This is a genomic window from Deltaproteobacteria bacterium (assembly GCA_016874775.1).
GTDB lineage: Bacteria > Desulfobacterota > Binatia > Bin18 > Bin18 > VGTJ01.
In genome coordinates, this window is record VGTJ01000154.1 from 1 (window position 1) to 15679 (window position 15679).

Sequence of the window (15679 nt, forward strand, 5' to 3'; positions counted from 1 at the left end):
GTCGCCCGCGTTCATCCAGCTCTTCGACCAGACTTCGATACTTAGACCGAAGCCAGCACACAATGGTCTCGTCTCTCATCCCTGCTCTTGTGCAGAGGCTCTCCACTCCGGTCAATCACTATTGCGGTAAGTTGTTTCCTGCCACCGCCTTAGGTTAATTGTTCCCGGTATGACCTGCCTCATGACATTCGTATACGTGGATCGCACAGGATGAGTCTGTAGCGTGCGCTGTGCGCACGCTACGGGCAGTGTCCCAATGTCTTGTGGTTCGATTGAGGTCGTGATGCATTCGTCCTCGATCACTGGTACAGTGCTCAGTCTCGTGGAGATGTCACCGTTGTGGAGTATACACAGAAATGAGTACCGCTAAGCCGGCCAAACAACAACGTCCTGAGGCGAGTCTGCCTCGATCTCAACCACCTGCTGTCAACAGTGTCGATCGTGTTACGTACGAAGACGTACCGACGATCCTCGGGGCGACATTGTCGGAGATTAACCCGGAAGATCGTGCGCATGCGTTGCGTGGTGCGCAGATTCTCGCCCAGTGCCTCAAACTTGAGGGAGTTGATGTGTTGTTCGGCTATCCGGGCGGGGCGAACTTAGAGATTTTCGATGTCCTGCAAGAATATGACATCCGTTGCATTCGTGTCGAACATGAACAAGGTGCCGCCCATGCGGCGGAAGGATTTGCCCGTGCGACTGGCAAAGTCGGTGTGTGTCTGGCAACTTCTGGTCCGGGGGCGACGAATCTTGTTACGGGCATCGCTGATGCGAACAGTGATTCAGTGCCGATCGTCGCTATTACAGGCAACGTGCCTTCGCACTTGCTCGGCAAGAATGCCTTTCAAGAGGTAGACATCGTCTCGATTACCCAGCCGATTACCAAGAAGAGTTTCCTCGTCGATAGTGTGGCAAGTATTCCAACGGTGGTGAGGCAAGCCTTCGCGCTGGCAGGAGGGAACCGTCCCGGCCCGGTCCTCATCGATATTCCTAAAGATGTGCAACAACACTATCCGCGTGACCCAGAAGGAAAGTATACGCCACCGCGAATGCCGGCAGAGATTGCTCCGCCAGAGCCACCGGTGGGGGAGATTTCCTCATCTCAGCTCGATGTGTGTTGTCAACTTTTGCGTACTGCGCGGCGACCGATTCTGTACGTTGGTGGCGGAGTGACGAGTTCTGATACCCAGGGACTGTTACTGCAGCTTGCGGAAAAGCTCGGCTGTCCGGTGACGACGACAATCATGGGGCTTGGAGTCTTCCCGCCAGATCATCCGTTGTCATTGCACGTCCTTGGTATGCACGGCACCAAATATGCCAATGTTGCCATTAATGAGGCAGATTTGGTTCTGGCGATCGGTGTCCGTTTTGATGACCGCGTGACCGGGAAAGTGAGTGAGTTTATCAAGCACGGCACGATTATTCATATTGATGTCGATCGCAATGAACTGAACAAGAATAAACCTGTGACTCTCCCTATCTGTGCTGACTTGCGCGCTGCGCTACAGCAACTGCTCGAAAATGTACAACCGGGTGATTATCGCGATTGGGTGGATTACGTCACAGATCTGAAGCATCGTTATCCTCTCGCAGTTACAGACAGTGCTGAACTCTCCCCGCAATACGCCATTGCTCTGCTCAGTCAGATCACCAAGGGTGATGCTTTGATAACACTTGGCGTGGGCCAGCATCAGATGTGGGCGATGCAGCATTATCTCGCGCGCCAGTCGCGGTCGTTCTTGAGCAGCTCTGGGTTTGGCACCATGGGCTTTGGCTTACCCGCTGCAATTGGTGCGAAGATTGGTTGCCCGGAGCGCATGGTCATCGATATCGATGGGGACGGGAGTCTCAACATGACCATCCACGAATTGAGCACCTGCCATCGCTACGAACTCGGTGTCAAAGTGGTTGTCATCAATAACCAGTGGTTAGGGATGGTACGGCAGTGGCAAGATATGATCTACAAAGGACGGCGCGCCGAGAGCAGCCTGAGTGACCCCACCACGGCGGTCAAACGACCTGAAGAAATCGATATCTATCCGGACTTTCTGGCCATTGCTCACGGCTACCGTGTCAAAGCAGAGCGAGTCACCAACAAAGAAGACCTCCCTGCAGCGTATGCGCGCATGCTCGCTGACCCGCGTGAGCCGTATCTGCTAGACATTATCGTTCGGCCTGAGGAGAATGTGTATCCCATGATTCCGGCAGGTGCGACCTACAAGGACATCATTATGTCTGAGGCCGACCTCAAGAAAGATTCGTCCAGTGGTAAGCAAGGCTCGAACATCTAGCCAGAGAGCGGCAAACCCGTTAGGCTGCACTCCATTGCCAGGGGTGTCGCACGCCACCGCAGGTAGTCATCGGCAGCTAAATCAAGTACAGTAAGGCAACACTAATCGCAATTATATCTAAGGAGGGCGTTATGCACGTAGGATACGGCGCAGTTTTTCAAAATCCAAACAACCAGTTATCTGATCGCGAAATATGGCAGAACGAAGTCCGTTTCGCGGAGATGGCTGAACCGCTGGGATTCGACTCGGTCTGGGCGATTGAGCATCACTTTGATGATTACACTATGTGCCCCGATCCGGTGCAGTTCCTGACCTATATGGCTGGGCGGACGAAGACCGCAAAGCTGGGTTCGATGGTGATCGTGTTGCCGTGGCATGATCCGATTCGCGTGGCTGAACATGTGTCAGTCTTAGATCACCTCTCGAATGGTCGATTCATTTTAGGCATTGGTCGTGGGCTTGCGCGTATTGAGTATGAAGGCTTTCGTCTTGATCAGAATGAAGGACGTGCACTGTTCGTTGAACATGCCGAGCTGATCTTGGAAGCGCTTGAGAAAGGCTACATGCAAGGCGGTCAACATACCAATCAGCCGCGCCGTGAGATTCGTCCATTCCCATTCAAATCCTTCCGTGGTCGCACTTATGCGGCGGCGGTCTCGCCGGATTCGTCACCGATTATGGCGAAGCTCGGCGTCGGGCTCTTGGTCATTCCGCAAAAGCCGTGGGATGCGGTGAAAAAGGATTTCGAGGTCTATCACGCGGCCTGGAAGCAATATCATGGTGATACGCCAGCGCCGAAGCCGCTCAGCGGTGGATTCGTCTTTGTTGACGAGAATAAAGATCGCGCTGAAGAGATGGCGATGAAGTGGCTCACCAGCAATTACAAGACGGTTATCAAGCATTATGAAATGACCGCAGAGCACTTTGGCACCCATAAGAGCTATGAATCGTATCGCATGATTACCAAATATATTGGTAAACACGGCGCTGATACGGCTGCCTTGGATTTTGCCAAGCTCATGCCGTGGGGCACACCTGACCAAGTGCTGGAAAAGTTGTCGACGATCAAGACGATGATCGATGCCAACGGGTTCATGCTCAATTTCAGCTACGGCGGCATGCCGTTCGCTGATGTGGAGAAGAGTCTAAACTTGTTTGCCAAGAAAGTATTGCCAGAGGTCAAGAAGTGGCAAACTGAGCCACTGAAAGACCCGGCTGAGTTCGACGCCCGGCAGTACGTGGCAGCGTGAGCTCTATCCTGGGAGCGCGGGCGTCCCGCCCGCACAGGGAGCGTCCGAGACGGTCGCGCTCCCAGAAAGGAACACTACCCTAATGCCCTTCATATCAATGAATGATCCGCAATTCTGGGCCCGCTGTCCGAAGGAGTTAGAACCTGTCATCGGGAAAGGTATCACCGGGCTCGCGTATTTTGAGCTTGGTGAAAAGAAAGATAACCCGCCGACAGTTGTTGCCTTGCGCATGGGGCCAGGCTGGGTGCTGCCACGCCACGCCCATGACTGTTACCGCTTTGAGGTTGTCACTCACGGGACATTAGATGTGGGTGACCGCATCTTGAAGCCGGGCGATGTGATGATCAGCGAACCTGGTATTGCCTATGGGCCACACATTGCAGGCCCTGAGGGCTGCACGACCTTCGAAATTTTCAGTAATCACAAAGCCGCGTTTGTGACATTGCTCGACGGGCCCGATGGGCCGGTTGAATGTGACATGTCGACCACAGAAGGAATGCAGAAGATGCAGGATCTGATGCGACGTGCGGCAGCGGAGGCGGCACGGGCCTGAAGTAATCCCGTCGTAAATACGGACCAGAAGGCTATTCGTTCGTGTGCGCTTCTTGCGCCTGTTGGCCGTGTCATTCTGAGCGGAGCGAAGAATCTCTCTGAGAGACCCTTCGTTTCACTCAGGGTGACACATCGTGAGATTAATCTTTCATTACACCACCAACCGGTACCCATCTCCGTCTTTCACTAATTTCCCAGCCGTTGGGCCAGCGAAATGCGTTCCGATAATCAACGTTGGCGTATCGGCATATTCAGCAAAGACACGGCGACGTGTCGCGATCGCGGCGTTATTATCGACATCAAACGGCGTCGCGATGCCTGGATCGTGGAATTGTACCGGGTGATGAATGAAGTCACCGGTAATCATGGCTGACGCGCCCTTGGACTCGATGATGACCGAACAATGCCCCGGTGTATGACCAGGAGTGGGAATCAACCGGACTCCTTCACAAATTTTCGGTGATCCTTCAATTGGTTTTGCTAAGCCTGCATCGAGCACTGGCTTGACCGAATCAGCCCAGACGCGGCGTTGTACCTGAAAGAAATCTTCTTTGGCATTGGGATCAATATTGCCGAAGAAATCGAGTTCCTTCTTCTCCATGATGTACTGCGCCTTGGGGAAGGTCGGGACCCACTTGCCGTTTTGCAGCCGTGTGTTCCAGCCGACGTGGTCGAGATGTAAATGTGTGCAGAGCACGTAATTAATGCTCTCAGGCGGATAGCCTGCCGCTTTCATATCTTCGAGGTAAGAGGTGTTGAGATTGCTCATGATTCCCATCGGATCGCGGTTGCGATCATTACCGATACAGGTATCCACCACGAGTTTCGCTGTGGGCGTGTCCACAATCAGCGAATGAATACTTAGAGTGAGTTTTCCCTCTGGAGTGACGAAATGTGGGAACAGCCACTTTACGTTCTTCACGTACTCTGGCGTTGCTGCGGGAAGGACATCAGAAAATTCCGGATACACGATTTCTGTGATCTTCGTAATCGTGACATCACCGACTTTCCATTTCATAGCTTTCTCCTCCTGTAATGGATTGCTGAAGATCGACTCCTTAGCAAAAGAAACCCATTTGCACTACATGGGGGCACTACTTCGCCATTCGTGCTCGACAACGAATGGTCTCTTCTATATCCAGCTTTAGCGTGTGCTGGTCAATGACCACACCATACTGTTTCTCTGCCTGTTCGATACTGACGTGCTCGTCTAGTACGTCATCTAACACCTTGTGTGGGTCACGGGCGAATGGATCGCCCCAACCGCCGCCACCACCTTTAAACGTGGCAATAATCGTCCCAGGAGGTGAGGGGCGGTTGGCAGCAGATTCGAGGACTTCTTCTTCATGGTCAGTTCCCCAATTGAGAACATAACGGCTGCTCGCTCCATCTTTGCCACCCGCAAATCCTGGAGAGGTATGACGTACCCCTGTGAGCGCGACATTGAGAATCGAGGTGTCTCGCACGCTCTCGCGTTTCATGGCGAAACCAGGAACACCACGCCATTGGCCGGGGGCGGCTGTATCCGAAACATATTCATACTGGTGATAGCGGAACGGGAACTGAATTTCGCTCATCTCGACAGTAGAGTAAATCAGTCCACACATTGGCGCTGGCCATCCACCCCAGCCATCACACCCTCTCGTACCACTCGCAGCAACGAGCGTATTGCCATACTCAATCGTGACAAACATCGAGTTATAGCGTGAGTCATGGCCATAGGTCGTGCAGAGACAATAATTGAGAGACACTGCGCCTGCCTTCTCGGGAACCGCTTGGGCGAGTGCTCGCATCGTCGCGGTGCCGACATCACCACCAATGACGACCGTACTGAACATGCAGGGCGCTGGCGGTAACGGGTTCACGACCGTGCCTTCGGGTGCAGTGATTTTCACCGCACGGAACACCCCAGAGTTGACGGGAATATCTTCCGGTAACACAGCACATAGGGCGGTAAACACCCACGACGCAGTATTGCCAAACGGACTGTTCACAAACCCGGGGGTCTCGGGACTGGAACCTGCGAAATCGACACTGAGGTCTGAACCGTTGATCGTCACCGTCGCTTTGACCTGTAAATCGTGCGTGCCTTGACTATCGTGGTCTAGAGTCGAAGTCGCTTCATAGACGCCGTCCGGCCACTTGGCGACTTCCGCACGAAAGCGTTTCTCAGCGTAGTCGAGTGTGTACTCGATACTTTCATTGACGACTTCACCACCATACTTGGTAAACAACGCTCTGATACGCTGCTCAGCGAGATTACACGCGCCAAACATCGCTGCCAGGTCGCCACGCAAGACGTTAGGAATACGCGAGTTGGCAAGAATCCACTCCAAAATATCGTGGCGGAGAACGCCTTTCTCAAAGAGTTTGATTGGTGGAATACGTAGCGCTTCTTGCCAGATGTCCTTGGCTTCTGGGTTATAGCCACCAGCCACCGGTCCACCAAAATCGGCCATGTGTGCTCGTACCGAAGGAAACAGCACTGGCTTGCCTTCAAAGAAGACCGGTTTCATTACCGTCCAGTCGGCATGATGCGTCCCGCCATAATACGGATCATTGAGCATGACGATGTCACCTTCGTGCAGATCGTCACGAAAAGTGTTCATCAAGGCTTCGACTGAGAGAATCGAAGCAAAGATATGTACGGGAATCGCCGTGGCGCGCGCTACGAGACGGACGTTACTACCATCGTAGAAGAACACGCCGGTCGAGTAGTCATGCACCTCATTAAACAGAGGATGCACGGCAGTCCGTTCGACTGTTTTGCTCATTTCTTCGGAGATGGCTTCTAATGAATCCTTCACCACAAGAGCGGTAATACGATCGACCATAGGTATACTCCTTATGCACGTGGCAGAGAGGGAAACGGACATCCCGGACGCCCACAACCTGTGATCATAAAGGGTAGGGCAGGAGGCGAGAAAGTATTCGTTACCTGGGGTACGGATACGTATGCTAATTGCGCTTGTTGTATGTGGGCATCTATTCCATACGCGACTGTTAAACTTGGTTCGTACACTGACCACCCCACCGACTGTGGCACTTTGGCGTTGAGCAAGCTTCCTTCAGGAATGACACACGAAAACACGCTTAACAATCCTGAGTTTACGAACAGCGACGGCCACAGGCCCAAGAATGGCATGAGTGCTGCAGCTTTCGTGGTTGTCGCGGTTGCATTGATAAAGCCTTTGGCTGTAGGTGAGGTGTCTGAGAAGTCTATTCTCACGGTGCCATCAACTATCGATAGACGTGTCACAACGCGAAACTCTTTTTCCTCCAAGCACGAATGAATGGGTACGCTCTGGCCGTACCCCTTGCCGAACGCAAACGTTTGAATTGCTCGACGTGCTTGTGCTTCTGTGTCAGCGAGAAGATCCTGCACTTCCCGTGTATAGTCTGCTGTTGTGTATTGAGTCACGAGAGATTTGACGTCGGTTTTGCACTGATTCAACACACCAACCACGATCTCCACATCTTTTTCGATCAAATGCGGCAAGCGACTGTTCAGCAATAGCATCGTGAGTGCATCACGCTGTATCTGCCTACCACGATAGAACTTGACCGGAGTGACGCGAACCCCTTCAGCCCAGATTTCCAGAGCGAACGGATAATAGCCTCCAAGCGACTGACCGCCAATGTCCGCGAGCGGTACTTGGGCGATGCCATACCCAACTAACTTTTTCCTGAGAAAGATTGGCGTAACTAACGTTGCATCCTGTAAATGTGTACCGCCGGAGAAAGGGTCATTGGTGAGGACAACATCACCGTCAGATAGCTTACCATCAAAGGCTGCGAGTACCGCGTGCAACACTGCGTCAGTAACAACCAACCGCGCAGGATTATCGACCTGAACAATCTTTGCATCAGCAGAAGCTATCGCGCACGTGACGTGGCGGCGATCAACCAGCGCGCGCGATGTGAGTGCGCGCAGAATCGTTGAACGCATACGTGCAGTGATAGCTGCAAGACTGCTCTGCAGTGACTGCTGTTGTGGTTTTGCGATAGCTGCCATATCACAGCACCTCGATGACATAGGTCAGATGGTCAGCGAGCGTCGCTCGCTGACCAGGAAAAATCACAATCGATGTTGCCTTTTCTTCAATCACAGCCGGACCTTCGATAATATTTCCTGCCATCATGCGATTCCCGTCATAAATGTTGGTCTCCACGAAGTCCTGGGCAAGCGGCGAGTACACCGGACGTTTGCCTTTGAGCGCTGGTTGAGGATCGCCGCCTTGTCGTGGCACGGTTTGCAGGACCGGTTTGATACGTACGCCAACGAGATCGAGTTGGACACTCAGGACTTCGACATCATCTTCGGGCTTGTTAAAGGTATATAACTGCTTGTGGAGTTCATGAAAGCCGCGAATCGCCGCGCTCATATCCGTCGCGCTGATCATGCCATCACTATTGGAAATCGGTACGGTGACTTCGTGGGTCTGACCGACGTAACGCATTTCTACGGCAAGCTGGGTGATGATTCCCTGGAGATGCGCTCGCTGCGCACCAAGTGCCTCGTCTGCTTCAGCACGCATGCGCTGATATAACTCGTTCATACTCTTCAGGTCGATGGTACTCCCACGTGCATAGAAGCTGCGTACACGACTGACCCGTAAATCCGACAGCAGATCGCCTAACGCGCACAGCATTGGCGCGGTATTCTTCGGCACCAGAATGGTACGAATACCCAGTGGCTCGACCAATGCGCCTGCATGGATCGCTCCAGCACCGCCAAATGCGGTCAGAGCAAAGTCCCGTGGATCATATCCCTTGGCCAATGACACTTGGCGCACGCTGTTGCTCATGCCGTTATTGACGATACGGAAGATGCCGCTCGCAGCTTGTAGCAGATTCATTCCCAACGGCTCGGCAACTTTGGTCATAATTGCCTGACGTGCTGCGTCAGCATTCAAGCGCATCTCGCCACCGAGGAAGGAGTCTGGATTGACATATCCCAAGACGACATCCGCATCTGTCACCGTTGGTTGTTGTCCACCAAAGCCATAACACGCTGGACCAGGATTGGCGCGCGCACTTTCTGGACCGACTCGTAATGCCCCACCTTCATCAACCCAGGCGATACTGCCTCCACCTGCGCCTATGGTGTGAATATCGATAAACGGCACTGCCACGCGATAGCGACTCATCCATTGGTCGGTGCCAATGCGCGGGCGACCATCTTGCACCAGGCAGACATCAAAGCTCGTGCCGCCCATGTCGATGGTAATGACATTCTTGAAGCCAGAACTCTGACCGAGATGCGCACCAGCAACCACGCCACTGGCTGGCCCGGATAACAACGCCTGCACTCCATGATGACTGGCTTGTTCGATGCCAACCACGCCGCCATTGCCATGCATGATGAAGATCTCACCGCCAAAGCCACGTTCGCGCAGCTCAGCTTGCAGACGTTGCAGATATCGGCGTAAACGCGGAGTGACATACGCATCAACTAACGTCGTGCTGAGCCGCTCGAACTCTCGCACTTGCGGTAGTACTTCAGACGACAACGCGACATATACATCAGGCAGTGTCTCATGAATGATCTCACGCGTGCGCAGTTCATGGACCGGGTTCAGAAACGAGAACAGATAACACACCGCGATCGACTCGACCTCCATTGCCGCGAGGCGTTTGACCGCTTCTCGGACCTCGTCTTCTGCAAGGGGTTTTACAATAGTGCCTTCCGCATCGATGCGTTCGGTCACCCCCAAGCGTTTACGGCGTGGGACAATGGGATGCGGGGCAGGCAGACGAATATCAAATGCCGCTTCTTTATAGTTGCGGCGAATCTCGATGATGTCACGGAAACCTGCAGTAGTAATGAGTCCCGTATTCGCGCCGTTGTATTCCAGCATCGTGTTCGTTGCCACGGTCGTGCCGTGCACGATCACCGAAATCTTCCGTAACAAATCGTTGCCACGCAAGCCATATTTCCCAGCCAGTTTCTCGATCCCCGAGAGAACACCGAGAGCTTGGTTCTCAGCGGTCGAGAGGACTTTTTCGGTTTCTATGTGACCGGTTTCATCCGCACACACCAAATCGGTAAACGTGCCACCAACGTCAATGCCCAAAGTATACGACGTCATACCCTTCTCACCTTTTGTCGTTTCGGCTTAGGCCTATGCGCGAGTCGAGTCGTGCAGCTTTCAGATTCGTCCAGGGGCGAGGCTTAGCACGAACCGAGAAACTTTGCGAGCAAGGAGAGAAGTCCACGGCGGTTCCGCAATAGTGAGACCGTCGTCTTTTTTTATTTAAGAAATTGTCCGACTAGCCGTTTATTAATGTAGAGACCGAAGGGTACGAGTCTCCTCTGGCTTCTCCGTGTTGATCAAATAGCCGCGAGTGAGGGTGGGCAACAGCGTTCGTACTTCGATGAGAGGTGTGACAAGGCTTTCACTTGCTGTTCGCCGAGGTGTTTACAGTGAGCGTCCGTTCCGTATTTGGAGGCTCGAGGGGGTACCTTTACGGTGGAAGAGCTAGGAAAAGATGAACGCACATATGGATACTCAGGGGATAAATCACCTCATTGTTGGCTGGCTTGATTCGCAACGATATGCATTACGCTTAGGCGTGGTCGAACGTATCGTTCGTGCGGTTGAAGTAACTCCGCTCCCCCATGCGCCCGAGATCGTTCAGGGCGTTGTCGACATTGAAGGTGTCGTCATCCCTGTGGTCAATGTCCGCCGTCGCCTCGGCCTTCCAGAACGTCCCATTGCTCTCAATGACCGCTTCATCGTTATTCGGACACGAAAACGACCAGTGATTGTCGTGTTGGACACGGTTCAAGAGATTCTTGAGATCTCCGCAGAACAGATCATGACAGCTGAACAGATCGTGCCTCGCTCGCAGCACCTTGCGGGAGTGGTCAAGCTGTCCGACGGGATGATTTTTATTCACGACTTGGATCAGTTTCTCTCTCTCGATGAGGAGCAATCCCTCAATCACGCTCTCCTGCAGGCATAAGAGGCTGACAATGCTCCCATCGCTGCCAACCAAACTCTTACTTAGCTTGAGTGAACGTATTGAAGCTGCGATGGGCTTATACTTTCCTCCAGAGCGACTCGCCGACTTGGAACGAAAAATTCGCCTTGTGGCCCGTGAACTCGCCTTTCTTGATCTGGAAGCGTTCGTTCGTCAACTGCTCGCCTCTCCTTTCGCGAACGATCAGGTACGAACCCTGGCCGGGTATCTCACTATTGGAGAGACGTACTTCTATCGTGAGCCCCAAGTATGGGACATACTCCAGAATGAGATTCTTCCATCGCTGATTGCTGACCGGACTGATCATACGCAATCGCTTCGCTTCTGGAGTGCAGCCTGTAGCACCGGTGAGGAACCGTATACGCTGGCGATGACGCTGACCCAAGCCTTTCCCCAGTGCCAGGAATGGCGGCCTGTCGTTCTTGCGACGGACGTGAACCCCAAAGCCTTGTGTCGTGCTCAAGCCGGGGTCTACAGTTCCTGGTCATTTCGCGTCACGTCACCGGAAATACGGGGACGATTTTTTCAGCCTGTAGAGAACAAGCAGTTCGCCATTCGAGCAGAAATTCAAAAGATGGTGACTTTCGCCGAAGCGAACCTTGTCGATCCCAGTCCCATCCCAAACAGTGAGATGATGGACGTCATCCTCTGTCGCAATGTGTTGTTTTACTTTTCCCCCGAACGAGCGAGGCGTGTACTGGAACGCTGCTACGACAGTCTCGTCGACGGCGGTTGGCTCATTGTGAGTCCGGTAGAAACGACCTACCTCGGCGATCTTCCTTTTGTTCCAGTGTTGATCGAAGGCAATACGGTCTATCGGAAAAAAGCGCGACTCTCGTACCGCCCGACTGACTGGTCGACTCCGTCGCCCGTGGTCCCTCAACACATGCCGCGGCAAGTCCCTTCTCTCACGCCGCTGCAGATGACTGTGGCAACGAGCCTGAGCACTGACGACCAGAAGACCTCGTCTGCGACAGTGACAGTCAATCCGGACTTCAGTCTCGACCCTGTTCTTTCTTCGCCACCCTCGATGCCCGTGGAGAGTGTCTCACCGTACGAACAAGCGCGTGCCTTGTATGAACAAGGGCACTACGAACAAGTGATTGCGTTCCTCGTGCCGCGGTGTGGTGAAGCCGACTGCTCGATTCCGATGACCGCACGCGATAACGCCATGCTCACGTTGTTGGCCCGTGCCTACGCCAACCAAGGATGTTCGCTCGAAGCCCGAGCCTGGTGTGAGAAAGCAATTGCCAACGATCGTTTTGACGCTGGCCTGTATTACCTCTATGCAACCGTGCTGCTGGAACTGGGATGCTTCGCATAGGTGACACGCTCCCTGCAACAGGCCATCTACGTCCATCCCGACTTTGTCCTTGCCCACTTTGCGTTAGGAAACCTCTTCCTACAACAGAAGCGTTTTAATGAAGCCAAGCGTCACCTCACCAGTGCCTTGAATATTTTGCAACGGATCTCACAGGACGAAGTCGTCCCTGAATCGGAAGGGCTAACCGCCGGGCGACTCGCCGACCTGATTAACGCTATGCTCCAAAGGTAATGAGCGATGAATACACAGTCGCAACGACTTTCACTAGTAGTGTCTCAGACACCGACAACAGACCTCCTCCCAGAGGAGCACGAACAGCAGCTTCTGCGGACGCGTGCACGTCTCTTGGCTCGCCCTCGCGCGAAACAGACTGAGGCGACGAACGCGACGGTCAAACTTGTCCAATTCCTCATTGGCGATGAGACCTATGCGTTTGACGCGATCTTCTTGCGCGAGGTCTATCGCATGAAAGAGTACACGCGTATCCCCGGTGCCCGTCCCCATGTGCTCGGCGTCATCAATGTTCGCGGCCTCATGGTTGCCGTGATCGATCTTCACCGTTTGCTCGGGTTTTCCAGCAAGGTGACGACAGCGCGGGACCAGGTGCTTATTCTGCAGGCGCAGGGAAAAGAAGTGGGAATCCTGACCGACGGAACACTGGGCATACGTGCGTTATCGATCGAAAAGATTTATCCCGTCCCACCAATGGTGGCTGAGACCAGAGCTGTTTATTTGCGCGGCGTAACTGACGAACAAATGATCGTGCTCAATACTGAGAAAATATTGTTCGATGTTCGCGGCGTTACGTAAGACGGACCTATGTGAACCCACTGTCATTCTTCTGATTGAGAAACCAACGCGTGTGAGGACACGCAGAGCGATCTACGAGCAGACAAGGAGCTTGTTATGAAAAAGTTAACGGAGATGTTACGGACCCGCTTAGATGACATGCCTTTAGCAAAGAAACTGTTTATGTTGTCTACGATCTTCACGATCGTTATTGCGTTCCTAGGCTTTGGCCGTATTTCTTACCAGAAAAATCTCAGTATCGACTTCGCCCAGAAAGAAATCGTCGGGGTGAAGTACTATGTTCCGGTTCGGAACCTTCTGCAGCATCTCCAGCAGCATCGCAGTTTATCTGCCGTTGCCCTGTCGCCTGGGGCAGACGTCAGCGCGAAAGAGAAGCGCATGGCAAAGGAGCAGGAGATCGAAAGTGACATCCTCGCCATCGATGCTGTCCATCTAGAGCTTGGGAGTACCCTCACTGGCGCTGGAGAGAGTGTCGGCCAAGCGTGGGCGAATTATAAGCAACAGATTCAAGCGCTCTTCAGAGAAACGACTACGTTATCTGCAGAGGAAAGCCTCCGACGCCACAGTGCCCTCATCGGAGAGCTTTTAGAGTCGCTCTTGGTGGAAATCAGTGACACCTCAAACATTACCTTGGACCCCGACATTGAAACGTACTATCTGGGCGTGGTGCTTTTTCCCGACGTTCTCCGCCTCTCTGAAGAATTGGGACAAGCACGGGCCGAGGGGGTAACAGTGCTTGGTCGCGCTGCACGCGCGGTGACAAGCGAGGACCAGGAGCGGTTTTTCCGCCACCGGGTCATTATCGAGCAGAAGAAAAACTCGATTGCCGATGCTCTGGCGAAAGTGTATGCCCGCTATCCCAAATCCCGTGAGACTCTGCTCAGCTTCGAACAAGAAGCCAAGAAAGCCAGTGCCGAGGCGGTCGAAAAAATTAACCAGCAGTTCTTGGCTGGAACTCCGAGCATGAGTGCCATGGAATATCTGGACTGGAGCACCAAGAGAATCGATAGTGTCTTTGCTCTGTTTGACAAGTCCGCGCCGATCTTGGACGAACTGCTAAGCGCGCGTATCACCCGAGATTACTGGATCCTGGGAAGACTCGTCGTATTCGTTCTGTTGGGAACGGGACTTGCCTTGCTGTTGGCGCGTTTTATCACCCGCGCCATCGTTGAGCCGATGCATGAAGTCGAAAACGTCGCGCGACAATTGGCTGTCGGCGATACCAGTGCCCAGCTCAAAAACCTGAACCGGCGAGATGAAATTGGCGGATTGGAGCGTGCGTTCAGTACGATGATTTCATCGTTCCAAGGGATGGCGCAAGTCGCGGACCAGGTTGCCGCGGGCGATCTCACCGTCAATATCAAACCGCAGTCCAATAAGGATGTGTTAGGGAATGCCCTCGCGAACATGGTGCGAGGACTGCGCGACTTGACAACTGAGATCACCAACAGTGTGTCTTCGCTTGCCAACGCAACCAATGAAATTCTGTCGTCCATCGCACAGGTTGCGGCGGGGTCGGCAGAGACTTCTGCTGCGGTAGCTGAGACTGCCACGACGGTGGAAGAACTCAAACAAACCATTCTGGCGGCCAGTCACAAAGCGCGGACGGTGGCTGACAGTTCACAAACTGCGGTCACTGTGTCTCACTCTGGAGAACAAGCTGTCGGTGATGCGATTGAACGCATGAACAAGATCCGCGAGCAGATGGAATCCATTGCTGATAGCGTCATCAAACTCGGTGAGCACAGTCGGGCGATTGGGGAAATCATTACTTCGGTCACCGACCTCGCTGACCAATCGAACCTGCTGGCCTTGAATGCCGCAGTGGAAGCGGCCCGTGCTGGGGAACAAGGCAAAGGCTTTGCGATTGTCGCACAGGAAGTGAAGACTCTGGCTGAGCAGTCCAAGCAAGCGACCGGACAGGTGCGCACGCTGTTAAGTGATATTCAAAATGCGACAAGTGTAGCGGTCTTAGTGACTGAGCAAGGCACCAAGGCGGTTGAAGCGGGAGTGAGTCAATCGGTTGAGGCTGGAAGTTCGATTCGGCAACTGGCGAAAAATATCGCCGAAGCCGCCCAAGCCGTTGTCCAGATCGCCGCAGCCAGTCAACAACAACTGGTTGGCATGGATCAGGTGGTCACCGCGGTTGATAGTATCAAAGAGGCGAGCACGCAGAATGTCGACACGATGGGGCAGATGGAGAGTGCAGCTCAGCAATTGGCAATTGCGGGCTCCCAGCTCCAAGACCTCGTGAGTCGGTACAAGCTCGTCGCTGGTGAGAATGGCATGAATGCCTAGGACACCCAGTGCGGACGCTCGCGACAGGGGCGTCCGCCTTAGGATTTTAGAAAAAATAACTTTAACAACTGTGAGCTCGAGGGAGTAAGGAATAATTCCACTCTCCATGAAAGGCCTGTGGTTTCAACTTCAGGGTGGCCAGTTCTTCTTTCGTCACTTCCTTGCCG

General features: G+C 53.4%; 12 protein-coding genes. 8 read left to right on the forward strand and 4 right to left on the reverse strand.

The annotated features are described in order from the left end of the window. Positions 1-356 precede the first annotated feature (356 nt). The 3 genes from ilvB to FJ147_21725 all read left to right on the forward strand — a co-directional run bounded on the left by ilvB (position 357) and on the right by FJ147_21725 (position 4094). Positions 357-2291 carry a biosynthetic-type acetolactate synthase large subunit gene (gene ilvB / locus FJ147_21715; protein ID MBM4258501.1) on the forward strand — a complete coding sequence of 645 codons (1935 nt, stop codon included), beginning with the start codon at positions 357-359 and terminating at the stop codon, positions 2289-2291. Between the two features lie 131 nt (positions 2292-2422). Next, entirely contained in the window at positions 2423-3541 is a 1119-nt protein-coding gene (locus tag FJ147_21720) for an LLM class flavin-dependent oxidoreductase (GenBank protein MBM4258502.1), read from the forward strand. A gap of 82 nt (positions 3542-3623) precedes the next feature. Beyond that, positions 3624-4094 (forward strand): hypothetical protein, encoded by a 471-nt coding sequence (locus FJ147_21725; protein MBM4258503.1) that lies wholly within the window; start codon positions 3624-3626, stop codon positions 4092-4094. Between the two features lie 150 nt (positions 4095-4244). On the opposite strand, the gene FJ147_21730 is transcribed toward FJ147_21725, so the two are convergent. From FJ147_21730 to FJ147_21745, 4 genes are all read right to left on the reverse strand, one after another. Further along, positions 4245-5111 carry an MBL fold metallo-hydrolase gene (locus FJ147_21730; GenBank protein ID MBM4258504.1) on the reverse strand — a complete coding sequence of 289 codons (867 nt, stop codon included), beginning with the start codon at positions 5109-5111 and terminating at the stop codon, positions 4245-4247. A 76-nt stretch (positions 5112-5187) separates the two neighbouring features. Then, a complete protein-coding gene (locus FJ147_21735; protein ID MBM4258505.1) occupies positions 5188-6969 on the reverse strand; it encodes a hydantoinase B/oxoprolinase family protein in 1782 nt (593 codons plus the stop codon). Further along, the gene (locus FJ147_21740; GenBank protein MBM4258506.1) at positions 6939-8129 is read right to left on the reverse strand and encodes a hydantoinase B/oxoprolinase family protein; all 1191 of its coding nucleotides are present in this window, start codon (positions 8127-8129) and stop codon (positions 6939-6941) included. The genes FJ147_21735 and FJ147_21740 overlap by 31 nt, the downstream gene beginning before the upstream one ends. Further along, positions 8110-10185: a hydantoinase/oxoprolinase family protein gene (locus FJ147_21745; GenBank protein ID MBM4258507.1), complete on the reverse strand. Its 2076-nt coding sequence runs from the start codon at positions 10183-10185 to the stop codon at positions 8110-8112. The genes FJ147_21740 and FJ147_21745 overlap by 20 nt, the downstream gene beginning before the upstream one ends. A gap of 412 nt (positions 10186-10597) precedes the next feature. Between FJ147_21745 and FJ147_21750 the strand changes: the two genes are divergently transcribed. The 5 genes from FJ147_21750 (at position 10598) to FJ147_21770 (ending at position 15512) form a co-directional block, all read left to right on the forward strand. Next, on the forward strand, positions 10598-11062 hold the full coding sequence (locus tag FJ147_21750; protein MBM4258508.1) for a purine-binding chemotaxis protein CheW: 465 nt from the start codon (positions 10598-10600) through the stop codon (positions 11060-11062). After that, positions 11022-12404, forward strand: coding sequence for a protein-glutamate O-methyltransferase CheR (locus FJ147_21755; GenBank protein ID MBM4258509.1), 1383 nt, complete (start codon positions 11022-11024; stop codon positions 12402-12404). The genes FJ147_21750 and FJ147_21755 overlap by 41 nt, the downstream gene beginning before the upstream one ends. Beyond that, a complete protein-coding gene (locus FJ147_21760) occupies positions 12405-12635 on the forward strand; it encodes a hypothetical protein (protein ID MBM4258510.1) in 231 nt (76 codons plus the stop codon). It begins immediately after the preceding gene. Between the two features lie 6 nt (positions 12636-12641). Then, entirely contained in the window at positions 12642-13214 is a 573-nt protein-coding gene (locus FJ147_21765; protein MBM4258511.1) for a purine-binding chemotaxis protein CheW, read from the forward strand. Between the two features lie 96 nt (positions 13215-13310). After that, positions 13311-15512 carry a HAMP domain-containing protein gene (locus FJ147_21770; protein ID MBM4258512.1) on the forward strand — a complete coding sequence of 734 codons (2202 nt, stop codon included), beginning with the start codon at positions 13311-13313 and terminating at the stop codon, positions 15510-15512. The last annotated feature ends 167 nt before the right edge of the window (positions 15513-15679 follow it).

Excerpts from the sequence above, each read along its gene's own strand:
- ilvB (MBM4258501.1), top strand. The coding sequence starts at position 357 with ATGAGTACCGCTAAGCCGGCCAAACAACAACGTCCTGAGGCGAGTCTG.
- FJ147_21720 (MBM4258502.1), top strand. The coding sequence starts at position 2,423 with ATGCACGTAGGATACGGCGCAGTTTTTCAAAATCCAAACAACCAGTTA.
- FJ147_21725 (MBM4258503.1), top strand. The coding sequence starts at position 3,624 with ATGCCCTTCATATCAATGAATGATCCGCAATTCTGGGCCCGCTGTCCG.
- FJ147_21730 (MBM4258504.1), bottom strand. The coding sequence starts at position 5,111 with ATGAAATGGAAAGTCGGTGATGTCACGATTACGAAGATCACAGAAATC.
- FJ147_21735 (MBM4258505.1), bottom strand. The coding sequence starts at position 6,969 with ATGTCCGTTTCCCTCTCTGCCACGTGCATAAGGAGTATACCTATGGTC.
- FJ147_21740 (MBM4258506.1), bottom strand. The coding sequence starts at position 8,129 with ATGTCATCGAGGTGCTGTGATATGGCAGCTATCGCAAAACCACAACAG.
- FJ147_21745 (MBM4258507.1), bottom strand. The coding sequence starts at position 10,185 with ATGACGTCGTATACTTTGGGCATTGACGTTGGTGGCACGTTTACCGAT.
- FJ147_21750 (MBM4258508.1), top strand. The coding sequence starts at position 10,598 with ATGGATACTCAGGGGATAAATCACCTCATTGTTGGCTGGCTTGATTCG.
- FJ147_21755 (MBM4258509.1), top strand. The coding sequence starts at position 11,022 with ATGAGGAGCAATCCCTCAATCACGCTCTCCTGCAGGCATAAGAGGCTG.
- FJ147_21765 (MBM4258511.1), top strand. The coding sequence starts at position 12,642 with ATGAATACACAGTCGCAACGACTTTCACTAGTAGTGTCTCAGACACCG.
- FJ147_21770 (MBM4258512.1), top strand. The coding sequence starts at position 13,311 with ATGAAAAAGTTAACGGAGATGTTACGGACCCGCTTAGATGACATGCCT.